This window comes from Algoriphagus confluentis, from assembly GCF_036245625.1.
GTDB classification, from domain to species: domain Bacteria; phylum Bacteroidota; class Bacteroidia; order Cytophagales; family Cyclobacteriaceae; genus Algoriphagus; species Algoriphagus confluentis.
Genome location: NZ_BTPD01000003.1, coordinates 312,747 through 339,593, shown reverse-complemented (window position 1 = coordinate 339,593; position 26,847 = coordinate 312,747). Strand labels below are relative to the sequence as shown.

The 26,847-nt window shown below is 44.0% G+C and carries 21 protein-coding genes; 13 read left to right on the top strand and 8 right to left on the bottom strand.

Features of this window, described 5'->3' with window-relative positions:
- Nucleotides 1–425 precede the first annotated feature (425 nt).
- Nucleotides 426–3,851, bottom strand: coding sequence for a carboxypeptidase-like regulatory domain-containing protein (locus AAA943_RS06240; RefSeq protein WP_338223373.1), 3,426 nt, complete (start codon nucleotides 3,849–3,851; stop codon nucleotides 426–428).
- A gap of 122 nt (nucleotides 3,852–3,973) precedes the next feature.
- Between AAA943_RS06240 and AAA943_RS06235 the strand changes: the two genes are divergently transcribed.
- From AAA943_RS06235 to AAA943_RS06215, 5 genes are all read left to right on the top strand, one after another.
- Entirely contained in the window at nucleotides 3,974–5,938 is a 1,965-nt protein-coding gene (locus tag AAA943_RS06235; protein WP_338223372.1) for a tetratricopeptide repeat-containing sensor histidine kinase, read from the top strand.
- Nucleotides 5,939–5,976: 38 nt separating this feature from the next.
- Nucleotides 5,977–6,645 carry a response regulator gene (locus AAA943_RS06230; protein ID WP_338223371.1) on the top strand — a complete coding sequence of 223 codons (669 nt, stop codon included), beginning with the start codon at nucleotides 5,977–5,979 and terminating at the stop codon, nucleotides 6,643–6,645.
- Between the two features lie 108 nt (nucleotides 6,646–6,753).
- A complete protein-coding gene (locus AAA943_RS06225; protein WP_338223370.1) occupies nucleotides 6,754–8,019 on the top strand; it encodes a sterol desaturase family protein in 1,266 nt (421 codons plus the stop codon).
- An 8-nt stretch (nucleotides 8,020–8,027) separates the two neighbouring features.
- A complete protein-coding gene (locus tag AAA943_RS06220) occupies nucleotides 8,028–9,146 on the top strand; it encodes an XdhC family protein (protein WP_338223369.1) in 1,119 nt (372 codons plus the stop codon).
- Complete coding sequence (locus tag AAA943_RS06215) at nucleotides 9,143–9,733, top strand: nucleotidyltransferase family protein (RefSeq protein WP_338223368.1); 591 nt, start codon at nucleotides 9,143–9,145, stop codon at nucleotides 9,731–9,733. Before AAA943_RS06220 ends, AAA943_RS06215 begins: the two co-directional genes overlap by 4 nt.
- 14 nt (nucleotides 9,734–9,747) lie before the next feature.
- Here the strand turns inward: AAA943_RS06215 and AAA943_RS06210 are convergent, their stop codons facing one another.
- From AAA943_RS06210 to AAA943_RS06200, 3 genes are all read right to left on the bottom strand, one after another.
- On the bottom strand, nucleotides 9,748–10,356 hold the full coding sequence (locus AAA943_RS06210) for a Uma2 family endonuclease (RefSeq protein WP_338223367.1): 609 nt from the start codon (nucleotides 10,354–10,356) through the stop codon (nucleotides 9,748–9,750).
- Nucleotides 10,357–10,419: 63 nt separating this feature from the next.
- Entirely contained in the window at nucleotides 10,420–11,565 is a 1,146-nt protein-coding gene (locus AAA943_RS06205; protein ID WP_338223366.1) for a cysteine desulfurase family protein, read from the bottom strand.
- A 13-nt stretch (nucleotides 11,566–11,578) separates the two neighbouring features.
- On the bottom strand, nucleotides 11,579–11,929 hold the full coding sequence (locus AAA943_RS06200; RefSeq protein ID WP_338218674.1) for a winged helix-turn-helix transcriptional regulator: 351 nt from the start codon (nucleotides 11,927–11,929) through the stop codon (nucleotides 11,579–11,581).
- A 115-nt stretch (nucleotides 11,930–12,044) separates the two neighbouring features.
- Between AAA943_RS06200 and AAA943_RS06195 the strand changes: the two genes are divergently transcribed.
- From AAA943_RS06195 to AAA943_RS06180, 4 genes are all read left to right on the top strand, one after another.
- Complete coding sequence (locus AAA943_RS06195; RefSeq protein WP_338223365.1) at nucleotides 12,045–12,812, top strand: type 1 glutamine amidotransferase domain-containing protein; 768 nt, start codon at nucleotides 12,045–12,047, stop codon at nucleotides 12,810–12,812.
- A gap of 9 nt (nucleotides 12,813–12,821) precedes the next feature.
- The gene (locus AAA943_RS06190) at nucleotides 12,822–13,439 is read left to right on the top strand and encodes an NADPH-dependent F420 reductase (protein WP_338223364.1); all 618 of its coding nucleotides are present in this window, start codon (nucleotides 12,822–12,824) and stop codon (nucleotides 13,437–13,439) included.
- A 36-nt stretch (nucleotides 13,440–13,475) separates the two neighbouring features.
- Nucleotides 13,476–13,823 (top strand): hypothetical protein, encoded by a 348-nt coding sequence (locus tag AAA943_RS06185; RefSeq protein ID WP_338223363.1) that lies wholly within the window; start codon nucleotides 13,476–13,478, stop codon nucleotides 13,821–13,823.
- A 137-nt stretch (nucleotides 13,824–13,960) separates the two neighbouring features.
- Nucleotides 13,961–15,997, top strand: a complete 2,037-nt coding sequence (locus AAA943_RS06180) for a glutamine--tRNA ligase/YqeY domain fusion protein (RefSeq protein WP_338223362.1) — start codon at nucleotides 13,961–13,963, stop codon at nucleotides 15,995–15,997.
- A 308-nt stretch (nucleotides 15,998–16,305) separates the two neighbouring features.
- On the opposite strand, the gene AAA943_RS06175 is transcribed toward AAA943_RS06180, so the two are convergent.
- The 3 genes from AAA943_RS06175 to AAA943_RS06165 form a co-directional block, all read right to left on the bottom strand.
- Nucleotides 16,306–17,669, bottom strand: a protein-coding gene (locus AAA943_RS06175; RefSeq protein WP_420915591.1) for an IS3 family transposase whose coding sequence is annotated in 2 segments (ribosomal slippage) — nucleotides 16,306–17,198 and nucleotides 17,198–17,669 — 1,365 coding nt in all. Because the reading frame shifts where the segments join, the coding sequence is not laid out codon by codon here.
- A gap of 81 nt (nucleotides 17,670–17,750) precedes the next feature.
- Nucleotides 17,751–19,913 carry a xanthine dehydrogenase family protein molybdopterin-binding subunit gene (locus tag AAA943_RS06170; RefSeq protein ID WP_338223361.1) on the bottom strand — a complete coding sequence of 721 codons (2,163 nt, stop codon included), beginning with the start codon at nucleotides 19,911–19,913 and terminating at the stop codon, nucleotides 17,751–17,753.
- A gap of 2 nt (nucleotides 19,914–19,915) precedes the next feature.
- On the bottom strand, nucleotides 19,916–20,374 hold the full coding sequence (locus AAA943_RS06165) for a (2Fe-2S)-binding protein (protein ID WP_338223360.1): 459 nt from the start codon (nucleotides 20,372–20,374) through the stop codon (nucleotides 19,916–19,918).
- Nucleotides 20,375–20,608: 234 nt separating this feature from the next.
- On the opposite strand from AAA943_RS06165, the gene AAA943_RS06160 reads away from it, so the two are divergent.
- From AAA943_RS06160 to hrpB, 4 genes are all read left to right on the top strand, one after another.
- Entirely contained in the window at nucleotides 20,609–21,748 is a 1,140-nt protein-coding gene (locus tag AAA943_RS06160) for an MBL fold metallo-hydrolase (RefSeq protein ID WP_338223359.1), read from the top strand.
- A 120-nt stretch (nucleotides 21,749–21,868) separates the two neighbouring features.
- Nucleotides 21,869–23,017 (top strand): Gfo/Idh/MocA family protein, encoded by a 1,149-nt coding sequence (locus AAA943_RS06155; RefSeq protein WP_338223358.1) that lies wholly within the window; start codon nucleotides 21,869–21,871, stop codon nucleotides 23,015–23,017.
- A gap of 115 nt (nucleotides 23,018–23,132) precedes the next feature.
- Nucleotides 23,133–23,645, top strand: a complete 513-nt coding sequence (locus tag AAA943_RS06150; protein WP_338223357.1) for a DUF2911 domain-containing protein — start codon at nucleotides 23,133–23,135, stop codon at nucleotides 23,643–23,645.
- Nucleotides 23,646–23,712: 67 nt separating this feature from the next.
- Complete coding sequence (gene hrpB, locus AAA943_RS06145) at nucleotides 23,713–26,199, top strand: ATP-dependent helicase HrpB (protein ID WP_338223356.1); 2,487 nt, start codon at nucleotides 23,713–23,715, stop codon at nucleotides 26,197–26,199.
- Here hrpB and AAA943_RS06140 read toward each other — a convergent pair.
- A complete protein-coding gene (locus AAA943_RS06140; RefSeq protein ID WP_338223355.1) occupies nucleotides 26,183–26,818 on the bottom strand; it encodes a hypothetical protein in 636 nt (211 codons plus the stop codon). The genes hrpB and AAA943_RS06140 overlap by 17 nt on opposite strands.
- Between the last annotated feature and the right edge of the window lie 29 nt (nucleotides 26,819–26,847).

Here is a 26,847-nt window from a genome sequence, read left to right as displayed (position 1 = left end):
CCGAGAGCCATCCTCCCTATAAAATCCTGGATAGAGTTTATTCGTCAATTGTTTTTTGGGTGAAAAGGACAAGAGGCTATCTCAAAAAACCTGGGTTGTGTCAGCCTGAGCACCTCAACAACGAGAGTTGGGCAGTACGAAGCCTATTTGAAGCGAATTTAGCATCATTTCGGCTTCGAGACTCCCCTCTCTCAGGTGCTACCAATGACGGGTTGATTTTATAGGCCGCAAATTTAGTCAGTCCGAGCACCTTTCCGACGGGAGTCGGGAAGTACGAGGACCATTCGACTCCGCTCAAGGGGACAATGATACCGCTCAAAGGCGAATGACCAGTCATGTTCTTTTTGTATGATTAGAATAATATTAAAGACTCATGTGACAAACAGCAGTTTTGAGACAGCCTCTTACTTTTTAACTTCAATTCTTTACTTTTTACAGTTTCCTTCTTTCAATTGTGCCAGCGTTGGATTATAGGAATTGGAAGACACACTGTAATTTGTGATCGTGCCTTCTTTGGCGATTTTGGTCACTCCGCATAGATCAGTTAAGCTTTCATTGCTGGAAATGCCAAGATTTAGGGTGGCTCCAGTCCAATTGGCAAGTCCATTGACATTTTGCAGGGATTTGTTGGAAGAAATATTGATTCCTACAGTAATTTTTTCCAAACCTGATAGCCCATTGATTTGGGTAAGTTTGGGATTGGAGCTGATGGAAAGCTGTCCACAAGTCTTCAAGCCTTCCAAACCATCCAAATCCGTAAGCTCATTATTTCCCAACAAAGTAAATGCTCCTGAAGTCCCGTTTCCTATTCGAGTCAGTTTTTTGAAAACATCCAGTTTAGCCACTCCGGTGTAGTAAATGTTTAAATCCTGGCCTACAGTAGTCAAGTTTGCCAATCCGCTGAGATCTTTGAGCTTAGGCACGCCCGAGATTGTAAGTACAGATTGAATATCAGTCAGGGCTTTAAATCCCTTGATTTCCTGCAGTTTGGAGGTTGATTGATCATTTTGAATTACGAGTGCAGTGGCCGATTTCAGGGTATTGAGCCCGTTGATCGATATCAGTGAAGGTGCAGGTGATGGCGCTAAGTTCAGAGCAAAATTTCCGTTTAGCTTTTCCAGTTTGCCAAATCCATTAAGCTCTTTCAAGCCTTGAGTATGGTAAAATTCGAGGCTAAACGCTTCTTTCAATTCGGGAAAATCCAAAGTCTCCAGGGCGTAGAGTGTAGCGAAATACATCCGCTGTGCAATTCTGGTTAAGACAGGTGCTTTCACCGTTGTCAATGCCTTGGCATCATCGATGAAGAATATTCCATCAATTTCTTTCAGTTTCGGAAAATCTACAGTTTTCAAGCCATTGGAAGTAGAAATATTGATCCCTGAGAAATTGACCATTTTCTCCAAATTGGAAAAGGTGATGCTCTCTAGTTTGGGATTGCGGTTGATCGTGATTTGAAAGCCATTTTTGACCTTGGAGCTTACTGAAGATATATCTTTCAATTCCGGATTGTCCTGAATTACCGTATAATCCAAGTCCTGAATGGAAAGATTAATTCCATCGAGGGTCTGAAGTTTTTTATTTCCCCGAATCCAAACTCCGCCTTTTGGAACGATTTTTTGAAGGCCATTCAAATTTTCCAATTCAATATTTCCGTCAATTACCAGATAGCCGGAAGGATTCCCTGACACATTGGAAAGAAAGTCCAGATTCTTCAATAGCGTATTTGATACCGTGACTTGGGTAGCATTAGAAACCGACCGGAACTTTGGTATTGAAACTGACGAAAGGGAAATGTTTTGAGCGATGCTTAGCTCTTGACCGTTTTGACCTATTTCTTCCAAATTGGGCAAGGTGATGGATTGTAAGCTGGCATTAGAAATAAAGTAGAGTCCTCCCTGCATGGTTTTGGTAAGCAGTTTTGGGAATCCGATAGTCCTTAGATTTCCGTTGTTCTGAATCCGGATCGCTCCTGTAATTTCTTCAAGCTCAGTCAATCCCCCCAAAGTTTCGATGTTGGTCCTATCGATGAAGAGTGTGCCTACTTTTTTGAGGGAAGTGATTCCACTCAGGTCTGCGATTGCCGGGTTTCGGAGCGTCAAGCTACCTACTTCGGTGTAAGCAGAATCAATAAATGCCTGAAGTTCCTGTGCAGTTCCGATGATAATTGGCCCTGAGAAAACCTTGGTAGGAGTTTCATTGACAGGATCATTGGGTTCATTACAGACGGAAATATCAGCTTGGAAATCGTAGGGAACAGAAGGATTGACAGCAATCCCAATGTCCCTACTTTTCTTTCCAGACTGGACATCGTAGATCGTCAATACCACATTATTTACCAATTCTGGTCCTTTTTGCTTCATGTAATAATTGATAGTAAACAGGCCATCATTGAAGATCGGGGCATAGGCGGATGCCAGAACTTTATTATTGCTTCTGAGACTGGCATAGACATAGCCTTGTCTTAGCGCACTTTTATCACAATTGACAGTTTTTCCGTTCACGTTAATGATATAGGCTCCCTTGGCATCAACAGGGGTTTTGGGAGGAATTGTCACCTCGATTTTTGAAGTGGGGGCTCTGGTGAAGTCGGCATCGTATTCCTCTTCGACCTTTTCAAAATCATCCGATTGAACAAATTCAGGCATAGGAACGGGCGTTTCTCCTGGTACAGGTGTATAACGCTCATTGACCGGATACTCAGGACCACCAGGCTGAAGCGGATATATTTTGACGATAAGTTTTTCCTGTCCATCCAATCCATCCGGTAAACGAATATCTTCTGTAAAATCCGCTGAATAGGGATTACTGGAGGTTTTGGAAGGATAGGTCAGGTTTCGGTGATAGACTGTAGAGCCGGTACTTTTTCGTGTGACATGGACTGACATGCCCTTTTTCCCTCCTTCCATATCCTTTAGAAGATCAGAAAGCATATCCGGATTTCCATCAGGGCTCGTGGTGCCTAGCAGGTAATCAAAAAGCCATCTGATAGTAGTGGGGATAAAACGGAAGGGATTCCATTTGTCAAAGTTCCAAACCGAAAAGTGAGTGACTTCCCCTACATAAACGCTTCCTTGCTTGGTCCCTACTCCTTCCTCCTTCCAAATGCCTTTGGTCTCATCAAATGACCACATGGGGATGGTCGGAGGAGCTACAGACACCATGGATGGCGGAATGGGAAGTGTCAGGGTAGCTTTTGCACCTGATTTGATTTTAAGTTCTTTACCCGAATTATCCAGTAACTCGATGTGTGCCATACCAAAAGATTCCAGCAGACCTATTTTCCCTTCTGCGTTTTCTGCTATCAAGTCACCGGGAACTCGGGCGATGAAATCATGTGCAGTTGGATTGATATATGAAGCGACTACATTCACCTGACCGGTATAATTCTCAATTGCATTGGCGGGCAATTCCACCTGAATTCCTCCAGATAGGCCCACTTTTCCTCCCGAAGCAGAAGGGATACTTCCGATTGACTTTTTTTCAATCAGTCTCAACGTAGGTACTTGGGAAAGTTTGTCTTTGTAAGGCTCAATGATACGATGCCCATCAAAATATCCGTCTTTGCTGATGATCATGTATCCGCGGTCTCCATCTAGGGAGACGTCAGTGAAGTTGTAAAAACCATTAAGGTCTGTGGTCGTTTGTTTTCCTCCGGCAAGGACGGTAGCGCCTACAAGCGGGTTGTTTTGTTCGTCAATGACCCGTCCGATCAAATTGGTCCGGACTATTCCCCTTGGTGCTCTGTCGGGATTTTCCGTGATTGGTACTACAGGATCTGTATCCTCAGGATCTTTGCAGGAAATCACGAGGAGGATTCCAAGAAGTAACAAAATGAATTTAGGATTTTTCATGGCTGTGTAGGTTGAATTTTAGAAAAACTTCAGGCTTTGAAGCAGTCAAAATTGAGCCTATTAAAACCCCAAAAAAATACTCAATTTGAAGTAGAAGAAGCTAAAATTGCTATTTTTATCCTATGCGTAACCGACTGATATCCTGTCTATTTTTGATCATAATTACTTTCGTCACCTTTGGTCAATCGGTAGAATTGAACTCCCTCCGAACTAAAATCTATCAAGCAAAAACCCAGGAACAACGATTGCATGCCATTCTTGCACTGTGTGAAGTTCATTATAACCTTCCAAGAGATACACTGGACAAGTATGCCTATGAAGCATATAGCCTCTCCCTACAAACTGGCAATGATTCGTTGATTGCTTTGGCCGCGCTGGCAAAAGCTCAGGATTACTACCGTTGGGGCTGGCTGGATAGTGCTACCGTTTTGATTGATGAAGTGGTAAGTCGATTAGCATACAATGATCCCTTTACTGGACCAAGTTATTTTAAACTGATGCGTCTCAAGGCCGTCTCCAAAGGAGGAAGGATGGATTATCCTGCAGCCTTAGATATTTTGTATCAGCTTATCAAAGAGGCAGAGCAGATTGGCGATCCTCTGAACCAAGCGGTCAACTTGAACTCTATCGCTTCGATTTCTCTGGCGAGACATCAACCTTTAGAAGCCTTGGAATGGATAAGGAAAGCAGAACAGTTTGGGGGCAATAACTTGGAATTTCGAACTGTCGGGGCTTCGATCTTGATCAATAAGTCAAATGCTTACCTCCAATTAGCCAAATTGGACTCCGCAATGCGTTTTATCAATGAAGGGGTCGACCTGAGCAAATCAATCAACAACTTGCCAATCTATTCCATGGCTTTGCAATGCAAATCCGAAATAGCTATCAAGACGGGAGATTTGCCTGTGGCAGAAAACGCGCTGATTGAATTGTTGGAAGCCCGAAAACTTACCGGTGACCAAAATCTCTATACCGATGACAAGGAAACCCTCCTTAATTTTTATCTGGAATCCAGTCAATATGCAAAAGTCATTGACCTCGCCAACACAATTTTGGAAGGTTCTATGGCTGACCCAAATACCCTGGATTCAAAGACGCTTACCAATTCAATTAATCTTAGGCTGATCTATTTTGAGGCATTGGCTAAAGCATACAAAGCTACAGGGGAATCCGATAAATATCAGGAAACCTTAGAAGAGATAATTAAAGCAAAAGATGCCTTCTACACACAGAATTCTGAGCGGGCTCTTGCCGAACTTCAAACCCAGTATGAGGTCCAGCAAAAAGAAAACATCATCATCCAACAACAGCTCGATTTGATCCGAAGACAGCGGGTAGTATATGGGACATCGGCTGCGCTGGCCATTGTTATTCTGTTGGCCGCGCTTGGGTTGGTTTTTTCCAAGCGCAAAGAAAAAATCGAGCGGGTTAAATTTCAGGAGGAAGAAAAATTCAAAGCCCAAAAATCCATTCTTGAAGCTAAAGAGCAAGAAAGAAAGCGGATATCATCGGACCTACATGACAATCTGGGTTCATTTGCAGCCTCCATTACTTCCAACTTGGATTACATTGACGGAAATCAACTGGATGAAATGGGGAAAACCGCCTTGAGGGAACTTCAGCTCAATTCCCGATCGATGATCAGTGAATTGAACGACACCATTTGGGCCTTGAAAAATGATTCCCTTCGCCTGACTGCCCTCAGTGACCGGCTAAAGCTCTACCTTCGGCGGATTGATTCCTCCTACCCCGAAATTCAGATCAATTTCCGGGAGGAAATCATGGAGGATAAGATTCTGCCAGCGGCCGAAGCATTTAATTTATTCAGAATCCTCCAAGAGGCCATCAACAACGCACTTCGGCACAGTGAGTGCAGACAGATTACCATTTCACTGAGAAGCCACGAGTCCTGGTCCATAGAGGTCAGTGACGATGGCAAAGGTATTCATCCTGAATCCTTTAAAATGTCAGGAAATGGCCTTGAAAACATGAAAAACCGAGCCAAATCAGCAGGATGGAATATCTCATGGGAAGGAATAATTGGAAACTCAGGAACTTTGGTTCGGATCAAGCCTACTACAAATTGAGTATGGTTTTACGGGTTTTTTCACCTCAATTTTGAACCATGGAACCTTATAGAATCGCTCTGGTAGAAGATAATCCGGTCAACGTGAGAAGTTTTCGGATGAAAACTGATGGAATCAATTCCCTCAAAATGAGTTTTATCGCAGAAAATGGAAAGCATGCCCTCTCTCAGCTCGAAGAATTACAACACGGATTTCTTCCACAAGTCGTCTTTATGGATATTGAAATGCCAATCATGAATGGAATTGAAGCCATTCGATTTGGAAAAGCACTGTACCCCCACATTCATTTTTTGGTTTTGACAGTTTTTGATGACGAGGAAAACATCTTCGAGGCAATTCGGGCCGGAGCTTCGGGATATCTACTGAAGCATGAATCATCTGATCAGATTTTGCAGGCTGTCCAAAATGTACTGGAGTTTGGAGGAGCCCCAATGAGTCCCGGAATTGCCAGAAAAACCCTCCAGCTTCTCAGCAGAAAAGAAGACCATAATTCCTCCTCAAAATTCGAAATGCCGGATATGCTGACCGATCGGGAAAAAGAAGTCCTCAGTCACCTCATTAACGGTTGGGATGCCAAGAGAATATCCATGGAGCTCGAAATATCCCCATTTACCATCCGAAAGCACATTGCCAACATTTATCAAAAACTCCACGTCAATTCCCAGGCACAAATCATCAATCTGGCTCACAAAAACCATTGGATTTGATAAAAATCAATTTTCGAGCTTCATGTAGGTAAATATTCTCCTTTTGGAAATATCTTTTTGATTTCATTCGGGTTAATCTTTAAGTTTAGAACTAAAACGATTAGCCCGATGGAAACCTACGGAAAGATCTTATTAATCGCGATGCCGGCATTTTTTGTGCTGGTCTTGTTTGAAAAGTTTTGGGGGATATGGAAGCATAAAGACACCGTACCGCTCACAGATATGATCTCCAGCCTGAGCTCAGGCATGACCAATGTGACTAAGGATGTTTTGGGACTGAGTGTGGTGGTGATTTCTTATGATTGGCTTTATGGCAAGTTCGGGTTTTTCCAGATCGAAGCGACATGGATAGTCTATGTACTTGCTTTTTTTGCCTTGGATTTTGCCGGATATTGGACACACCGCATTGCCCATGAGTACAATCTCTTTTGGAACAATCACATCATCCACCACAGCTCAGAGGAGTTTAACCTAGCCTGTGCTTTGCGACAGAGTATCTCAGGTATTGTCAAAATCTTCACTGTATTTTTGATTCCAGCAGCGATTTTGGGCGTACCACCGGAAGTTATCGCAATTGTGGCGCCCTTGCATTTGTTCGCCCAGTTTTGGTATCATACCCAGCATATCGGAAGGATGGGGTTTTTGGAAAAAATCATCGTCACTCCCTCCCACCATCGGGTTCACCATGCCATCAATCCAGAGTATTTGGACAAGAATTATGGGCAGATCTTCATCTTTTGGGATAAGTGGTTTGGTACCTATCAGGAGGAAAAGGAAGAAATTCCGGCGGTCTACGGAGTCACCCGTCCGGTACAGACTTGGAATCCAATCAAGATCAATTTTATGCATCTTTGGCTGTTGATCAAGGATGCCTGGAGAACTAAAAACTGGTCAGACAAGTTGAAAATCTGGTTTATGCCTCTGGGTTGGAGACCAGCTGATGTAGCCGCTAAATATCCGGTGGACAAAATCAAGGATGTGTATCATTTTGAAAAATACAATCCTAACCTGACCAAAGGAATGCTCGTTTGGAGCTTTGTTCAATTGATCGTGCTGTTGCTTTTCCTGAGCTATTTGTTTGGAAATCTAGCTGCCATCGGATCTCCGGGGATCTTCTATTTTGGAGGTTTTGTGTTTTTAACGGTCTTTTCCTACACCGAATTGATGGATCGAAATCCCAATGCCTGGGCTTGGGAACTCCTCAAAGTCGCCTATGCCCTTTATTTTGTGGTTGTTGCCGGTGATTGGTTTGGTTTGAATAAGTTTTTGCCTGGCTCGCTCTATTTATTCGTTGGATATCTTGCTCTGTCCGCCATTTTTTCGATATGGTTCTCCCTTCGAAAAGAAAATAAAGCGACTGGTCAGCTGATTTAAACACTTCCATGAAAGAACTTCAACAAATCCTCCAAGCCTACGAAGCCTGCAAATCACAACAATTAGCCATGGCATTGGCGACTGTGGTGAAAGTGGATGGTTCGGCTTACCGAAGGCCGGGAGCAAGAATGTTGGTGACTCAGGATGGAGCCTTGACCGGAGCGATCAGCGGAGGCTGTTTGGAAGGGGATGCGCTTCGCAAAGCCCAAACGGTAATTTTCCAAGGAAAGTCCATGCTTGTCACCTATGACACCACAGATGAGGATGACCAAAAATTCGGGGTCGGGTTAGGCTGCAATGGCATCATTCATGTATTGATCGAACCGATTGACCTAAACGATCCCAAAAACCCGATCGAATTGATAAATGAAGCGCTTTCAGACCGGCAAACCAGCTTACTTTTAACAGTTTTTTCTATACCCAGATCCAAATCTGAGCAGATTGGGACGGTTTTTTTGAAAAAGGGTTATCACGAATACGGGGCCACGGACAAAATCCCACCCCAACTTTGGCTGAGACTGAAGCATGAACAGAAGGCTTTTGAAGGAGGAAAAAGTCAGATTCATTCGTTTGAGGATTTAGAGGATGTTTCTGTTTTCTTCGAAATTATCAAGCCAGTAACACGAATTCTTCTTTTCGGTGCGGGAAATGATACGATTCCGGTTGCCAAACTTGCGGATATAATGGGATTTGAATTGGTATTGATTGATGGTAGAAAAAACCTGGCTACTCCTGCCCGCTTTCCCCAAGCAAAGCAGATTATTCAAGGGGCTGCTGAAGAGGTGGTTGGCCAAATAGAAACTGATTTAAATACGGTAGCGCTCCTAATGACCCATAATTTCGAATACGAAGTGGTGGTTTTGGAAAAATTGCTGAATTGTATGATCCCCTACATCGGTATTTTGGGACCGAAAAGAAAGACCGAAAAACTGGTTCAGAGGCTCAATTCCAAGGGATTTGAAGTTTCCATGGACAATATCTTTGCACCCATCGGATTGGAAATTGGAGCCGAAACTTCTGAAGAGATTGCTCTTTCCATTTTTGCAGAAATCAAAGCAGTTCTGAATCAAAAGCAGCCTATTTTTCTTCGGGACAAAGAAGGACCTATTCACGAGAAAGGAGCATGAAGACTTGCATCATCCTTTTGGCAGCTGGTTCTTCCTCCAGATTAGGTAGACCCAAGCAGCTGGTTGATTTTCAGGGAAAAAAACTTATACAAAAAGCCATTGATGAAGCTCAAAAAAGTACTGCGGATTCTCTGGTTGTAATTTTGGGTTGGAATCCGGACTTGATCAAGACCGGTTTTAACTCGGAGAATATCCCCCACCTCATCAATGACCATTGGGTGGAAGGAATGGCGAGCAGCATGCAGTCTGGACTTCGATATGTGATGGAAAAAGAGAATCCAGATCAGGTGATTTTGATGCTGGTGGATCAGCCCTTTGTAGATAGTCAGTTGCTGAATCGGTTGATTGCAGAAAAGTCCAAATCAGGAAAAGGAATCGTCGCATGTTCCTATTCCAATACCTTGGGAGTTCCGGCTATTTTTGATCAACAATACTTTCAAGAATTGCTTCAATTGAAGAGTTCAGAAGGTGCAAAAAAGGTGATTCTGAAAAATAGAGCAGATGTTTTCGCAGTGGATTTCCCGTTGGGAGCAGGGGATTTGGATACAGCCGAGGATTTGATTCGATTGGAAAATTGGAAGACTTGAAAATTGAAAAATTACTACTCGATATCCTTAAAAAAATCCTCTAAGTCTAATACAAAGCCTTCAAGTACATCTGACTGGACTACGTCTCCAGAAGTAAGCAACCGGGATGGTACATAACTTCCATTTACCAATGTGTAAATCATCAGGTTTTGGTTTTCTGGATGGATAATCCAGTATTCCCTGACCCCATGAGATTCGTAAAGCTTGTACTTGTGCTTGAGTTCAGTTTTATTGTTTCCCGGAGAAAGGATTTCCACAATCAAATCAGGGGCGCCTAGGCATCCTCTTTCATCCAGCTTTTCAGGATCACAAATTACGCAGATATCTGGCTGGACGACGTCATGAATTTTGTGGTCTTCTTTGGATCCTTTTAGGAATCGCACATCAAAGGGAGCATCATATACCTGACATTTTTTGCCTTCAAGAAATGTGAATAGCTTGGTTGCTAGTTTTAAAGAAACCCGCTGATGGATTCTCTTTGGTGCAGCCGCAGCCTTCTTAAATCGAATTCCCTTGATCAATTCTACTACTTCATCGATCGGCCAAGTCAGATAGTCCGCATAAGAATACATCCCATATTCTGCTTCACGTTCGTTAACAGTCTCTGGTTTTTTGGTTTCCATAGCCTAAATATACTGATATTTAACTGTTTAAGTTCTGATTATTCTAACTTCAGTTTTAATTCTTCAAGGCTTCCTTAACTCCAAAACCACTTTTTTCACCCAATTTAGAACCATCTCAATCTCTGATTCAGTAGTATTTTTTCCCAGAGAAAAGCGAATGGAAGCCCGACCCAAATCCGAACTCAATCCCATTGCAGCCAACACATGACTGGGTTTTGGTGAAATGGAAGTACAGGCCGAACCGGAGCTAACGGCCACCTTTTGGTTCACCATCTTGAGCAACTCCTCTCCTTCTACTCCACCAAAGGCAATGTTGGTTACATGTGGCAAACGGGATTGCTGACTCCCGTTCAGAAAAGTGTTTGATAATTCCAAAAGTCTGTTTTCCAGTTTTTTTCGCAGGGTTTCCAAACGCTGAGCCTCAGCTTTAATTTCTGCCAATCGAAGTTCTGCTGCTTTTCCAAAACCAACGATTCCAGGCACATTGAGTGTACCGCTTCGCATGCCTTTTTCATGTCCACCCCCATGAATTTGTGCCAAGGGTTTGGGTAAATCATGGTTGTGCCGAACATAAAGTGCTCCCACCCCTTTGGGTCCATATAGTTTATGAGCAGATATGGCCATCAGGTGAATTCCTTTGGTGAAAACAGGAATTTTCCCTGCGGCCTGAACGGCATCCGTGAAAAAGATAATGTTCCTTGATGTGGCTAAATCGGCTATTTTCTTCACAGGATGAATGACTCCTGTTTCATTATTGGCCCACATCAGGCAAATCATTTTGGTATGCGGGAGAATGGAGTTTTCAAGTTCCTCCAGACTGATATTTCCGCTGGAATCGACTGGAAGATAGGTGACCTCAGCACCTCTTTTTTCGATTTCTGCGAAGGTATCCAATACGGCCTTGTGCTCGGTCAGGGCAGTGATGTAATGCTGCTTTTCTCCCTGATACGATTCAAAGGTTCCTTTTATTCCCAGATTGACCGATTCGGTAGCTCCTGAGGTGAAAATGATCTCTTTCGGCCTGGCTCCGATCAAATTGGCTACTTGCTCTCGGGCTGTTTCCACGGCATTTTCAGCCAACCAGCCATAGGGATGACTTTTGCTGGCGGCATTGCCAAAATGGGTTCCAAAGTAAGGAAGCATGGCTTCTATGACCTCAGAAGCACTGGGCGTTGTGGCGTTATAGTCCAGGTAAATCGGGTAATTCATAGCCTCAAATTGCTTATTTTTTCTCTCCTACCCCAAACTCTTCCATCAACTGCAATCCATAATTTCGAATGGTATCGATGATAGGAATGGCGGTTAATCCACGTTCAGTGATGGAGTATTCTACTTTTGGCGGAACTACAGGATAGACTTTTCTGTGAATAAAACCCTCCTCTTCCAATTCCCTCAGCTGGCTGGTGAGCATTTTGTGGGTGATGTGCGGAATGTCTTTTTTCAACTCCCCGTAGCGCATGACCCGATCTTTGAGTCTCCAAAGGATGGGCATTTTCCAAGTACCTCCGATTCGGTCCATGGCAAACTCGACCGGGTTGTAGTACAGCTTTTTGTTAAATAAGAAATCAGGCATAGCTTCTCAATTTTCCATTTCTTTCCAAAAAGTGTATAGCTACATCTTTGGTAAGTATATAGCCAAAGATAGCATTCATTTCAATCTTTGATTCCATCAACTAGTCAAAACAATCATGAATCAAATTTTAGAGAAAAACGCTTACGTACATTTTCATGGAGCCCCCAGCAAAGGAAAGATTCTGATGGTCGCCAGTTCCCCCTCTGTTTCCAAGCAAACTGGCTGGCCCATCGGTTTCTGGATCGCCGAATTGACTCATCCGCTTCGCGTATTTCAGGAGGCAGGCTATGAAGTGGAACTGGTATCAACCGAAGGAGGAAAGTTAGAAATGGATGCCTATTCCAATCCCACCGATGCGAATGGCTATTCCGCACATGATGTGATTTCCATGGGCTATTTACAAAAGCCGGAATTCAAAGCCATGCTGGAAAACACCAAAAAACTGACCGAAGTCAATCCTGCAAACTATGCAGCTATTTTCTTGGTCGGGGGTCAAGGTCCGATGTATACCTTCCGGGGAAACAACGATTTGGAAAAGCTTTTTGTGGAGTTCTATGAAGCCGGTAAGCCCAGTGCGGCAGTTTGTCATTCGACTACTCTCCTTTTGGAAGCCAAAAAATCAAACGGTGAGCTGCTTGTGTCTGGAAAAACCTGGACAGGCTTTGCGGATGCCGAGGAGGAATTTGCAGATCAGGCGGTAGGAATGAAAATCCAACCCTATCGAATCGAAGAAGAGGCTCGAAAACTTTCCGGAACCATTTTCAAAGTTGCCGCCCCATTCTCTTCTTATGCCATTCAGGATGGAAATTTGATCACGGGTCAACAGCAAAACTCCGGTGCTGCAGCGGCTGAGTTGGTAGTGAATTTTTTAAATAAACAGTAACTTATTGCTATGAAAATCGCAATCATCGGGACCGGAAATGTAGGTGGTACTTTGGCCACTAAGTGGGCCAAAGCCGGACATAAAATCAATCTTGGAGTTCAGGATACCACCAATTTCAAAGGAAAAGAACTCCTGAACAATCCCAATACTCAGGTATTTCCAATTAAAGAGGCAGTCGAAAAATCCGAGGTAATTCTTATCGCTACCCCCGCACCCGCGGCAGGGGAAGTTGCCAAAAGTTTGGGTGATACCACCGGCAAAATCATCATCGACTCGATGAACATCATCATGGGACGGGGACCACTTGGCTTTAAGACTACCGCGCAAGCAATTCTAGCAAATACAGAAACCCGGGAGGTGGTCAAGTGCTTCAATACGACAGGATTTAACAATATGGCCAATCCAAAGTATGGGGAAACGGCTTTGGACATGTTTGTGGCTGGAGACAGTGAAGTTGGTAAAAGTGTGGCAATCCAGCTAGCAAAAGATGCTGGATTCGGAGAATGCTATTCCATTGGTGGGAATGACAAATTCGAGCTGATGGAGCAGTTTGCCTGGTTTTGGATCAATCTGGCCATGTTTCAGGGACATGGAAGAGAAATCGGGTTTAAGTTGCTGAAGCGCTAAGATTCTGCGTAATTGGCTTCAAAAAAGCCATCAACCATGCAAGAAACCTGGACTTTTGATTTCCAATCTACTGCGAATCCTAAAGAGGATTTGGAAAGACTTTTAGCCGAAAGAGAACAGGAACTCGGGATTTTCCTCTCCTATTATTACAAAAAAGAAGGAGCTGTCGCTGAAAAAGTCAAGCTCAAATCCGGTCCTGAATTCTATTCGAGTAAAACTGGCTCCATGGTCTTGGATTTTGATTTAGTACACTTTAATGCCTGCCTGGCAATAAATGAACAAGTGAGGGAAGAAATGAAGGTCGATTTTAAGGTGGACGAGGAAAATCAAAAATTGATATTAACCGGACCCTTTTGGCCGATTCGGGAGATGGACGAGATTTAAATTTTAGACATAAAAAGACACAAGAATTTAGATCGCTAACTTCCGACATCGGTCTTCGGTCTTCCATCTCCAGTCTTCACTGCTTTTTAATTGCAATTCCTTCCAATTAAAGTATTTTTGGGCCTCTATTAAGAATTATGAAAGAATCCACCGAGTCCCTGAATTTTATTGAACATATTATAGAAGAAGATCTGGCAGCAGGCTTTTCCAAAGAAAATCTTCGGTTCAGATTCCCACCCGAACCCAATGGCTACCTTCATATTGGCCATGCGGCCTCCATCTGTTTGAATTTTGGTTTGGGAGAAAAATACCAAGCTCCTGTAAATCTGAGATTTGACGATACCAATCCATCCAAGGAAGAACAGGAATATGTCGATGCCATCAAGCGGGATATCGCTTGGCTTGGGTTCAAATGGGCTAATGAATGCTATGCCTCAGACTACTTCCAGCAGCTCCATGACTGGGCTGTAGAACTGGTCAAAAAAGACAAAGCCTACGTCGATCAGCAAACTTCGGAGCAAATCGCTTCGCAAAAAGGCTCCCCAACTACTTCCGGAACAGACAGCCCATATAGAAATCGTCCGATTGAAGAGAGTTTGGATCTTTTCGAACGAATGAAAAATGGGGAATTCCCTGCTGGAACCTATGTTTTGAGAGCCAAAATCGACATGACTTCTCCCAATATGCACATGCGGGATCCGATTCTTTATCGAATCCTCAAGGCGCATCATCACCGAACCGGAAATAAATGGTGCATTTACCCCATGTATGACTGGGCCCACGGCGAATCGGATTACATCGAGCAGGTGTCCCACTCCCTCTGTACGCTAGAGTTCAAGGCCCACCGGGAGCTTTACGATTGGTATTTGGACCAAATCGTGGATCCGGCAAAGCTGAGACCTAAGCAGCGGGAATTTGCCCGAAGAAACTTGAGCTATACAGTCATGAGTAAGCGAAAGCTGCTCGAACTCGTGCAAAAGAAAGTCGTTGCCGGCTGGGATGACCCTCGAATGCCTACCATTTCGGGCTTGAGAAGGAGAGGCTATACGCCTACTTCCATCCGTAAATTCAGCGATCTGGCAGGGATTGCCAAGAGGGACAATATCACCGATGTGTCTCTGTTGGAATTCTGTATCCGGGAGGATTTGAACCAAACTGCCACCCGGGTGATGGGGGTATTAAATCCCGTGAAATTGGTCATTACCAATTATCCAGAAGGAAAGTCAGAAATTCTTCATTTGGAAAATAACCCGGAAGAGGCAAATTCGGGTACGCATGAGGTGCCTTTTTCCAGGGAATTGTATATCGAGCGGGAAGATTTCAAAGAAGATGGTGGAAAGAACTTCTTCCGACTTTCTCTGGGAAATGAAGTTCGACTGAAAAGCGCCTATATCATCAAAGGAGAATCAGTGATCAAAGATGCTTCCGGTGAAATTCAGGAAATCCATTGTACCTATGATCCAGATTCCAGATCCGGAAGCGGAACAGAAGCCAGTGAGCGAAAAGTGAAGGGGACCCTCCATTGGGTATCTATTGCCCATGCGATCAAAGCTGAGGTTCGGGAATACGATCGATTGTTTTTGGATGAAGCACCGGATGCCCATGAGGAAAAGGGCTTTTTGGAATTTATCAATCCAAACTCGCTGAATATCATCAAGGAAGCCTATTTGGAGCCCTTTTTGGCCAAGGCGACTTTGGAAGACAAGTTTCAATTCCAGCGCCTGGGATACTTCACCTTGGACCCTGATTCCAAAGAAGGTCATTTAGTCTTCAACAAAACAGTGGGATTGAAAGATACCTGGGCAAAACAAAATACTAAGGCACCAGCTCAAAATCAGTCAAAACCTCAGGCTCAGCCGCAATCACAGCCTCAGAAAAAGGCTATTAATGAAATCCAGCAAATCGGGAAAAAGTTGACCAACCTCTCCGGCGACAAGCTGGAAACAGCCATGAATTCGATCCGAGAGTTTGCCGAAGAGGTAAGCTATGAAGAATTGGAGCCGTTATTCGGAACTGCGGTTAAGAAGACAGGAACCCGGATTGCTGTTGCTTTGGCTTTGGGCGAGTTATTGAAAAAAGGACAAGCCAAAAATCCGGCGATTGAGGAGTTTATTGTATCAGCCAAAGCGGATGAAAATGAGATTCTGAAAGCGGAAGCGGAGAAATTGGATTGAAAGATTAGAAATTTGGAAGATTGATCAAAATTCTAAGCTTTAGTATCCAATCTAATCAGAAAGAGATAGTGAAGAGCTTCTAAAATCTTAGAGGCTCTTTTCATTTTCCAGCTGAAAAATACGCTTTGTCACGAAGACAACAAGATGGGAGGACATTTTTATTAGAAGTCAACCTTCAAAAAATTTTAACCACATAGACACAATAGAAGACATAGAAGCATTGCTATTCATCTCAAATTCTATGTGGCGATGTGGTGAATAAATAAAAAATGCTGCCTCTTATGGACTAGCCCCCAAAAGTTGGACGGTTAAGGATGATTTAAATTTAGAGAAAGAACTCGGTATTGCACCGGGCTTTTTCCATTTAGGTTGGATTTAATCCGGTGATGGTTGTAATAATGGATGTATTGATTGATTTCTTTTTTGAGTTGGTGAATAGACTGGTACTTTTTCATGTAGAACAGCTCTGATTTGAGAGTTCCAAAGAAGTTTTCAATGACTGCGTTGTCGAGACAGTTCCCCTTTCTGGACATACTGATTTGGATGTTTCTGTCTTTGAGTAGCTGCTGGTATCGCTTCATTTGATAGTGCCATCCCTGATCAGAGTGCAGGATAGTTGTAGAGTTTTCGTTCCCTTGTTTTTTCACTTTTTTGACCATATGCAGGACATGCTTGAGTTGAGGCCTGTCAGCCAAAGTATAGGATATGATTTCCCCGTTGTACAGATCCAGGATCGGCGACAGATAGAGTTTCTTGTCTTTAACCTTGAACTCGGTAATATCAGTGACCCACTTTTGTTCGGGCTGATCTGCTTTGAAGTTTCGTTGCAGGATATTAGGCGCTATTTTACCCTGTTCTCCCCGGTAGGAAACGTACTTTTTGGCTCTTATCAGACTTTTAAGTCTAAGTTCCCGCATCAGGCTGAAAACGGTTTTGTGATTGATCGCATAGCCTCTGTTCTTAAGTTCCAGATGGATTCTTCGGTAGCCATATCGGCCTTTGTGAAGGTGATAGATCTGCTTGATTTCCTGTTTGATCGTCCCGTACTTATCCTGATTGCGGAGTTGGTTGAGATGATAGTAGAAGGTGCTTCGTGCCATCCCAGCATGCTTGAGAAGCGTGACCAATGCATGCTGCTGCCTTAATTCTTGGATGATTTGCGTTTTTCTTCTTTCCCGCTTTCGGATTGAATCAAGGCATGAAGCTTTTTTAGGTAGGCGTTTTCAGCTCTAAGATCTGCCAGCTCTTCCAGGAGCTGTTCTTCTCGGGTAAGGGGTCTTTTGGGCGTTCTGGGCATAGCAGGGTTTCTTATTTTTGGCCTGCCTCGTCGCTCAATTTTCAAAGCTTCTGGGCCAAAGGAATCATAAAGAAGCAGCCATTTTTTCAGTGTGGAATCACTGGGAATCCGGAACTGGCGACTGGCTTCTTTTAAAGATAGAGACTTTGTTTTTAAAGCCTTTATAACCCCCAGCTTAAATTCAGGTGTATACTGATTTTTGATAGGCATTAGACCCGCGATCCCATGAATCTGGTAAAAATGGAACCACCTTTCAATCAACGATTTTGTTATACCCAATTTGTTACTTGAAGAAACTGTAGATTCCTTCCCTTTTAGAATTTGACTGACAACCTTGAGTTTGAAGTTGACATCATACTTGATTTTTCTGCTCATAGAAATGCCCCCAATAAGTGTCCAACTTTTTGGGGGCAGATCATTAAGAGGCAGCATTAGTATGGGTTATAATACCTCCCCTTAGGCTCTTCGGATTTCCAGCTTGATATCAGAAAATTCCTTCTGCTCGATAAAGGGCTGACTTCTTAGTCGTCTTCCTGTCGCGGAGAAAATCGCATTGGCAATCGCCCCACCCGTTGGCGGAAGGGCTGGTTCGCCCAAACCGGTTGGATCATATCCGGAATCCAAGAAGTGGGTTTCGATCTCAGGCACTTCTTTGAGTCTAATCAAACGGTAAGAATCAAAGTTTCTCTGCTTGGGTACCCCATTCTCAAAAGTGAGGTTAGTATACATCGCATGTCCCATGCCGTCCACGATTCCACCTCGTACCTGATGATTGGCGCCGGTCGGATTCACGACCATTCCGCAATCGGTCACTGCAGTGATCTTTTTGAGGACTGGAGTACCGCTTTGCAATTCAATATCGGCCACTTGTGCCACATAAGACCTGTGGGAGAAATACACGGAGAAACCTTGCTTCACATTCGAATCTTTGCCCCAATTGGATTTTTCAGCGGCCATTTTTACCACCCCAATCATTCGGTCCACATCGTAGCCCAGCTCGCCGACTGGATTGGATTTGGCTCGGTTGAGCAATTCCAAGCGGAATTCGACAGGATCTTTTCCTGCTTCCAAAGCCACTTCATCCAAGAAGCTTTGCTCTGCATAAGCCAAGAAGTTGGTGATCGGAGCTCTCCAGGCGTTGGTAGTGATGCTTGACTCATAGTTAACACTTTCTATCAGGACATTGTCTACTGCTCCGGATGGGAAGTTGTTTTCCCGGGTAGAATTACCGGCATTCATCCCAACTCCTTTGAGTTTATAACCAATCATCTGACCATTTGTATCCAGTGCGGCTTCGAATCTATAGCGCACTGCCGGGCGATAGGCTCCCCCGGTCAATTCATCTTCCCGATTCCAAGTGACCTTCACTGGAGCATTGATGGCTTTGGAAATATGAACAGCTTCTTCAGCATAATCAGCTCGAAGTCTTCGACCAAATCCGCCTCCCAATCGGGTGATTTCTACCGTAATATTTTCTTTGGGAATCCCTAAAATCGTGGCTGCGGCTTGTCTGGCACGATCCGGAGTTTGGGTAGGCCCTATCAATTCGCATTTGTCACCCTGCACATGGGCAAAGAAATTTTCCGGCTCCATCGGTGAATGAGCCAAGAAAGGGCACTGGTATTCGGCAGTGACAACTTTTGCCGCACCTTTGAAGGCCGCATCCACATTGCCGTCTTTTCTTCTTACTTCTGCCTTGCCTGAAGCCATTAAATCGGCAAAAATTCGGTCATGATCCGCCGAGCTTTCGACGGTGCCGTCTGGTTCGTATTCCACTTTCAAAAGCTTTTTCGCTTTCATCAGCGGCCAAGTGGACTCACCTACCACTGCCACGCTTGTTCCAAAAGTCACCACATCTGTAATTCCGGAAACAGCTCTAGCGGCGGCATCATCTACGGATTTGATCTTCATTCCAAAAGGAGCTCGCTGAACCATGGCCTGCTTCATTCCCTCCCGATAGAAATCCAATCCAAAAAGTGGTTTTCCGGTATACATTTCCTTGGCATCTACATTTTTCACCGGGGTGCCAATGATTTTGAAGTCTTTCTTATCCTTCAGCACCACTTCTTCCGGAGCCTGAATGCCTGCCGCTTCTGTCACAAACTCCCCGAAGTGCCCGCTCTTTCCAGATCCTTTGTGGGAAATGATGCCTTTTTCTACCGTAATCTCTTCTGCTGGTACATTCCAGGTTTTTGCCGCAGCGGCAACCAAAACATATTTTGCGGTAGCACCTGCTTTTCGGAGTCTTTCCCAGCTATGAGGCATAGCGCCCGATCCACCGGTAAGCTGTCGGTCATACTTTTCGGTATCCAAATTGGCCTGAACAACACGAACTTTCTCCCAGTCAGCATCCAATTCCTCGGCTACCACCATCGGGAATGAGGTCTTGATATTTTGTCCCAATTCCGGATTGGGGGAATAAATCACCACATCCCCAGTTGGAGAAATAGACAAATAGGAATTAAAAGATTTGGCCTGAGCTAAAATCTCTTCGGTGCTCAGTACTTCGACTTTTGGAGAATCGCAGCTGAACCAGTTGAATCCGATAAACAAACCACCTGCTGTGGTTCCTGCGATTTTGAGAAAATCTCTTCTGCTTGCTCTGCTAATTGTTTTCATGATTATTTGGCTTTAGCTGCTTGGGCAACGGCTTCTCGGATCTTGTGATAGGTACCACAGCGACAGATATTTCTGTTCATAGCGTTATCAATTTCTTCCATACTGGGATTAGGATTCTGCTTCAGAAAAGCAGCAGCAGTCATAATTTGACCGGCTTGGCAATAGCCACATTGAGCGACATCGATTTCTTCCCAAGCCTTTTGCACGGGATGATCTCCATCCTGAGAAAGTCCCTCAATGGTGGTGACTTCTGCATTTCCTACACTGGAAACCGGGGTCACACAGGAGAATGTAGCATTTCCATTCAAATGGACAGTGCAGGCTCCACACTGGGCTATTCCACAGGAAAATTTGGTACCCACAAGTCCAAGATGATCTCTAAGGACCCACAAAAGTGGTGTATCGTCCTCAACTTCAACCGAATGGGTTTTTCCGTTGATTTTCAGGTTATAATTTGCCATTGGGTGTATATATGTTTGAAAGTAAATTAAAGAATATCAGTCCCTTTTGAAAGAGGATTTTTGAATTTGTGTAGAATTGACGATGAATGGTAAAAATCCCTTTTGGCTGATTTTGTTTTATTCCAAGAGCTCTACTTGCACTATCGGAATCTTTTTTTGAAAATATGGACTTTTATCCCTCGAATTCTGTTTATAAACATACTTGAAAAATCTCCTCTGAACAGTTCTTAATTTATGTCAAAGCAGCTACCCAAATTTTTTAAAATAGTCTTTTGGACGCCTTTGATCCTGCTCTCCATAGTAATCCTTATCGCCATGATGTTTACCCAAATCAGTCCTCAATTTGGAAAAGATCCCAGCTCCGAACAAAAAGAGCGTTTTGAAAAACTGCCGCATTACCAGGATGGAAAGTTTCAAAATTTAGTTCCTACAACCATGGATATGGATTTTTGGAAAGCAATCCGAATGTTGCCTAAATTTTTTCAAAACTCCCCGAATTCCCGACCGGATTTTGAAATTCCGGTTTTGAAGGTAGACTCCCGCGATTTGGTAAAAAATCAGGAGCCGGCACGTTTGGTGTGGTTTGGGCATTCAGCATTTCTGCTTCAGATCGATGGAAAAAATATACTTTTGGACCCTATGTTTGGAGATGTTCCTGCGCCTCATCCATTATTGGGGAAAAAACGGTATTCCTCAGAATTGCCGATTGAAATAGAAAAATTGCCCACAATTGATTTGGTCCTGTTTTCCCACGATCATTACGATCACCTGGATTATGGTTCGGTGCAAAAGCTCAAAGAAAAAACCAAGCGGTTTTTGACTCCATTAGGAGTCGGATCGCATCTATTGCACTGGGGCGTTGATAAGGAAAAAATAACTGAGTTAGATTGGTGGGAAGAGACTGCTGTCGATGGTCTTTTCTTGGCTTTTGCCCCTGCAAGGCATTTTTCTGGAAGAGGAATGAATAATCGTTTTTCTACTTTATGGGGATCCTGGATCATTCAAGGAGAACAAGAAAATATTTATTTCAGTGGCGATAGCGGCTACGGTCCCCATTTTAAAAATATTGGGGAAAAATACGGTCCCTTCGATTTTGCCATGTTGGAATGTGGACAATACAATGAAAACTGGAAACAAATTCACATGATGCCAGAAGAGACTGCTCAAGCTGGAATTGATTTGGGTGCGAAGACAATCATGCCCATTCACTGGGGAGCTTTTTCGTTAGCGATGCATTCCTGGACTGATCCTGTGGAGCGTATTTTAGTCAAAGCTGATCTGCTGAATATCCCTGTGTTCATTCCCAAAATCGGAGAATTCTTCGAAATCAAGCAGGACATGGTGACAAAAGAACAATGGTGGATCATCCCATAACTCAAATTTCCGCTTGATTTTCAGGGCTTCTGAATTTTTGAAGGAAGAGTTTTGAGTGTTTTCTTCACAAAATTTCTAATTTCATTTTTCTAAAATCTAGAATTAAACCAAAATAAACCTATGTCCCAAACCATCAAAGCTGCCATTGTAGGAACCGGATTTATCGGACCGGCTCACCTGGAAGCGCTGCGCAGAATTCCCAATGTGGAAGTTGTGGCCCTTGTAGAAGTCAATCAAGAACTTGCCAATGAAAAAGCTAAATTACTCGGCATCCCAAGAGCCTATATTTTTGAGGAAATGCTCAAGCAGGATGACATTGATGTGGTTCACATCTGTACTCCCAACTTCTTACATTATTCCCAGGCTAAAGCTGTTTTGGAATCAGAAAAACACGTAATCTGTGAAAAACCCCTTGCGGTAAAAATTCATGAGGCGGAAGAATTGGTAAAAATTGCCTCCAGTATGGGCTTGGTCAATGCCGTCCACTTCAACCTTCGCTACTATCCTATGGTGCGTCAGATGAAAGTGATGCGGGAAAAAGGTGAACTGGGTGAGGTGTATAATATTATGGGATCTTACCTGCAGGACTGGCTTTATCTTGCGACCGACTACAACTGGAGATTGGAACCTGACAAGTCAGGGGATTCCCGGGCTATTGCTGATATCGGATCACATCTTTTGGATATCACAGAGTATGTGACCGGCTTGAAGATTACCGAGGTCATGGCTGATTTCTCCACCGTTCACAAGACCCGATTGAAGCCTTTGAAGCCGATCGAAACCTACTCAGGCAAAATGCTGACTATGGACGACTATGATGAAGTGCCCATCAATACTGAAGACCATGCCACGGTACTACTTCGCTTTGATAATGGTTCTAAAGGCTCCATCACCGTTTCTCAGGTAAACGCGGGCCGCAAAAACCGTCTGAATATCGAGATCGCAGGCTCCAAGTCAAATTTTGAATTCAATTCAGAAAGACCTAACGAGCTTTGGATCGGTAAGCGTGAAAAAGCCAACGAGCAGCTCATGAAAGATCCATCCCTGTTCCACAGAGAGGCTTCATCCCTGATCAGTTTCCCTGGAGGTCACAATGAAGGCTTCCCGGATACTTCCAAGCAGATGTTCAAAGAGGTCTATTCCGCAGTTGCCGAAGGCAAACAGCCCTCCTCTCCCACTTTCCCGACTTTTGCAGATGGTCTGAGAGAATTGATCATCGGCGAACGAATCGTAGAAAGCAATAAAAAACAAGCATGGGTTAAAGTTTAATTTAGTCCGCTGCAGGTCATTTTGAGCAAAAGCTCAATTTGACCTGTGGTTTTTATAATTTAATGCTCTTATTTACGTTCATTATCCTCAATCACTTACCTAAATCAACATTACCATGAACATCAAAAATGCACTACTTTCTTTCGCTCTTCTTGCAGTGACTGCATCCTTCACTTTAGCTCAGGAAAAAGCAAGTCCAGCAATGACTGCCGAGGGTACTGTTGGAGGTGCGAAAATCACCATCAATTATTCTTCTCCTGCCGTAAAAGGCCGAACCATTTGGGGAGACTTAGTTCCATTGGGTCAGGTATGGAGAGCAGGAGCCAACGAAGCGACTACTTTCACCACTGACAAGGATATCTTGGTAGAAGGTCAAAAGTTGCCAGCAGGTACTTACAGCTTCTTTATCATTCCCAATGAAGGTTCCTCTACCCTTATTTTCAACAAAGTGGCCAAGCAGTGGGGCGCATTTAACTACGACGCCAAAGAAGACCAATTGCGGGTCAATGTGCCTTCAGAGCAGACCTCTACTATGGAAGAGCGATTGGTTTATCGGGTGAATTCAGGTGGGTTTGAAGTGGCTTGGGAATACGGTAAAGCCGCTGCCAAAATTGCTTCTGCGAATTGATCAGAAAATAGGTTTATCTACTTAGCCATCCGGTTTATTCCGGATGGCTTTTTTATTTTTGTGCTCCATGTCCAAATTCAATCCTTTTTCATTTGATCTCCCTGTTTCAGAAATAATTCCTGAGGTCAAAAAACAACTATCCTCTTCCAATTCCCTGATCATCCAAGCCCCACCTGGAGCCGGAAAAAGTACGCTTCTGCCTTTGGCATTACTCGACCAACCGTGGCTAGCAGGAAAAAAAATCATCATGCTGGAGCCGAGAAGATTGGCTACGAAGAGCATTGCCCAGAGAATGGCGGACATGCTTGGAGAAAGTGTAGGGGAAACAGTCGGATATCGGATCCGCTTCGAATCGGCCATTTCCAACCAAACTCGACTGGAAGTCATTACAGAGGGAATCCTTACCCGAATGATGCATCAGGACAATGCCCTGGAAGAAGTTGGCCTGGTGATTTTTGACGAGTTCCATGAGCGAAATCTTTTCTCAGAAGTGGCGCTGGCGCTATCCAGGGAGGTTCAGCAAGTCCTCCGACCTGATCTGAGAATTCTTCTGATGTCTGCCACCATTGACGCAGAGCAGCTTTCTGGACTTTTGGGATCCAAAGTCATTCAAAGTCAAGGGCGACAATATCCTGTGGAAGTCCATTACCTTAATGAAATAGACGAGTATGCTATCGGAGAAGACTCCGCCCGACAGATCATCCCATTGACCAAAAAGCATGAAGGAGATTTTCTTGTCTTTTTACCCGGACAAGGAGAAATCAAAAAAGCCGAAGATATCCTCCGAAGAGCACTTCCCGATGATGTAATCGTGCCACTTTATGGACAGCTTTCTCCTTCGGAGCAAAATCGGGCTATTCTCCCGCATCCTTCCGGGAAAAGGAAAATTGTACTCTCTACCGACATTGCCGAGACTTCGCTTACTATCGAAGGTGTTCGAGTGGTCGTAGACTCTGGCTTCGCCAAATCCAATCGATTTGATGCCCGATCCGGACTTTCTCGCTTGGTTCTGCATCGGATCAGCAAAGACTCCGCTGACCAGCGCAGCGGGCGGGCAGGCCGATTGACTGCGGGTCATTCCTACCGCCTTTGGACCAAATCAATTCAAGCACAATTGGCAGAATATCGTACTCCAGAGCTTTTGGAGGCAGATCTGACTTCGCTTGTGCTCGATATGAAAGCTTGGGGAAAAGATGATATTCGATCCATGACTTGGCTGACTCCCCCTCCTGCCGGTACTTTGGCTCTATCCGAAAAAGTGCTGGAAGCCATCGATGCTGTGGAAGATGGAAAACTTACCAATCACGGAAAGGAAATTCATCAGCTACCTGTTCATCCCCGTATCGCCCACATGCTGATCTACGCCAAGCGGATGGACCAATTGGCTTTGGCCACGGATATTGCGGCCGTGTTGGAAGAACGGGATCCACTGCCAGCAGATGCAGGGGTGGATTTAAATCTGAGAATTGATGCCCTTCGAAGATATCGTGATCGGGGTGTCAGCATGTCCCGAATCAAAAAAATAGAAAAAGTAGCAGCCCAGTATCGCCGTCTTTTTACTATCCAGCCGGAAAACAAACCTGCTGATCCTTGGGCTACAGGATTACTTTTGGCTTATGCTTATCCTGAGCGTATCGCTGCAGCTCGGCCGGGAAACAATGCTCAGTTTCAGCTTTCCAACGGGAAAATCGCTCAAATTGGCCATCGGGATGATTTGGCACATGAGTCTTGGTTGGCGGTAGCACATGTAGATGCACGGGAAGGAATGGGGAAAATCTGGATGGCCGCTCCGCTTAATCCCAAAGACTTGGTCCCCATGCTCAAAACCAAAGAAGTCCTCGAATGGGATCGAAAGAAAGGAGGATTGATTGCCCACTCAGAGATCCGGATTGGAGCCATCATTTTGGGTACCAGGCCTCTTCAGAAATTCGATAAATCATTAGCCAAGCAAGCTATTGTTGAGGCCATTCAAGAGGAAGGCCAATTCCTTTTGGATTGGAATGAGGATGCGATGCAATTGATCTGCCGTGTGCAATCGTTAAAAAAATGGAATCCAGATCAAAACTGGCCTGAATGGTCGATAGCTATTCTTTGCAAAAACTCACCGGAATGGCTGGAACCCTACTTGGATACAGTTTCCAAAAATGAGGATTTGAAAAAATTAAATCTGAGTCAAATTCTTCTGCATCACATGACTTTTGAACAACAGCAACTTTTGGAAACGTTGGCACCTTCGAAAATAACTGTGCCATCAGGTAGTCAGATCAGATTGGAATACAAAGAGGACGGTGGTACTCCCCTGCTTTCTGTCCGACTACAGGAGTTATTTGGACTGCTGGACACCCCAAAAGTCAATCAGGGAAAAGTGGCTGTTTTGATCGAAATGCTATCTCCAGGCTTCAAACCCGTACAGCTGACCCAGGATCTGAAAAGCTTTTGGGCAAATGGATATTTTGAAGTGAAAAAGGAGCTTAAGAGAAGATATCCAAAGCACGAATGGCCAGAAAATCCTTTAGAAGCTGAAGCGGTAAGGGGTGTCAGGTGGAAATCTTAATTTCTAAATTATCCAAAAAATCCAAAAGTTGAAGAAATGAAGCGATGGTAAAAGGAGTCATTTCTCGATGATTGATTTCGCTAAGATAGATTTCCCTCAGTATTGAGTAGTCGTCTGGATTGTAAAGTCTAGCCAAGGTCACACCTCTAAAGGCATAATACACGAAGTTTTGCGTGCGAAATTCATGCTGCTTTCTTTGGGCAAATTCCTTTTCCAGGAGCTGGGGTTTGATCATCTGATCCAACCAATGAAAACCATGACTGACAAAAAATTTTTCTGCCGCCATTATAGCTTCGGCAAGTTGGGAATTGTTTGAAAGGACAAATCGCTTGGGAATCTCTTTGCCGATTTTATCCGGTGTTTGGATCAGGGAGATGGATCTTTCTGCATAATCACTAAGGGTAGGCAAAAAGCGGTGGATGATTTCCTCTACTTGATCTAGCCTGACTCCCAATTTGTACTCCAGATAAGAAGCGTCTGGATACTCTTGGTAGTGAATGAATACCACTTGCTTCCCGAGGTCTTGAGATTTTTCAAAAATGAAGGTAGAAGGATGAAGGCTGTAGCCGAAATCCTCGAAAAAATTCTGTTGTAACGCAATGATTTCTAACCCATTCATACTTGAGTTTAAACTTCCAAAAAAATCAA

Coding starts and splice junctions, on each gene's coding strand:
- AAA943_RS06240 (WP_338223373.1), bottom strand. CDS start 3,851: ATGAAAAATCCTAAATTCATTTTGTTACTTCTTGGAATCCTCCTCGTG.
- AAA943_RS06235 (WP_338223372.1), top strand. CDS start 3,974: ATGCGTAACCGACTGATATCCTGTCTATTTTTGATCATAATTACTTTC.
- AAA943_RS06230 (WP_338223371.1), top strand. CDS start 5,977: ATGGAACCTTATAGAATCGCTCTGGTAGAAGATAATCCGGTCAACGTG.
- AAA943_RS06225 (WP_338223370.1), top strand. CDS start 6,754: ATGGAAACCTACGGAAAGATCTTATTAATCGCGATGCCGGCATTTTTT.
- AAA943_RS06220 (WP_338223369.1), top strand. CDS start 8,028: ATGAAAGAACTTCAACAAATCCTCCAAGCCTACGAAGCCTGCAAATCA.
- AAA943_RS06215 (WP_338223368.1), top strand. CDS start 9,143: ATGAAGACTTGCATCATCCTTTTGGCAGCTGGTTCTTCCTCCAGATTA.
- AAA943_RS06210 (WP_338223367.1), bottom strand. CDS start 10,356: ATGGAAACCAAAAAACCAGAGACTGTTAACGAACGTGAAGCAGAATAT.
- AAA943_RS06205 (WP_338223366.1), bottom strand. CDS start 11,565: ATGAATTACCCGATTTACCTGGACTATAACGCCACAACGCCCAGTGCT.
- AAA943_RS06200 (WP_338218674.1), bottom strand. CDS start 11,929: ATGCCTGATTTCTTATTTAACAAAAAGCTGTACTACAACCCGGTCGAG.
- AAA943_RS06195 (WP_338223365.1), top strand. CDS start 12,045: ATGAATCAAATTTTAGAGAAAAACGCTTACGTACATTTTCATGGAGCC.
- AAA943_RS06190 (WP_338223364.1), top strand. CDS start 12,822: ATGAAAATCGCAATCATCGGGACCGGAAATGTAGGTGGTACTTTGGCC.
- AAA943_RS06185 (WP_338223363.1), top strand. CDS start 13,476: ATGCAAGAAACCTGGACTTTTGATTTCCAATCTACTGCGAATCCTAAA.
- AAA943_RS06180 (WP_338223362.1), top strand. CDS start 13,961: ATGAAAGAATCCACCGAGTCCCTGAATTTTATTGAACATATTATAGAA.
- AAA943_RS06170 (WP_338223361.1), bottom strand. CDS start 19,913: ATGAAAACAATTAGCAGAGCAAGCAGAAGAGATTTTCTCAAAATCGCA.
- AAA943_RS06165 (WP_338223360.1), bottom strand. CDS start 20,374: ATGGCAAATTATAACCTGAAAATCAACGGAAAAACCCATTCGGTTGAA.
- AAA943_RS06160 (WP_338223359.1), top strand. CDS start 20,609: ATGTCAAAGCAGCTACCCAAATTTTTTAAAATAGTCTTTTGGACGCCT.
- AAA943_RS06155 (WP_338223358.1), top strand. CDS start 21,869: ATGTCCCAAACCATCAAAGCTGCCATTGTAGGAACCGGATTTATCGGA.
- AAA943_RS06150 (WP_338223357.1), top strand. CDS start 23,133: ATGAACATCAAAAATGCACTACTTTCTTTCGCTCTTCTTGCAGTGACT.
- hrpB (WP_338223356.1), top strand. CDS start 23,713: ATGTCCAAATTCAATCCTTTTTCATTTGATCTCCCTGTTTCAGAAATA.
- AAA943_RS06140 (WP_338223355.1), bottom strand. CDS start 26,818: ATGAATGGGTTAGAAATCATTGCGTTACAACAGAATTTTTTCGAGGAT.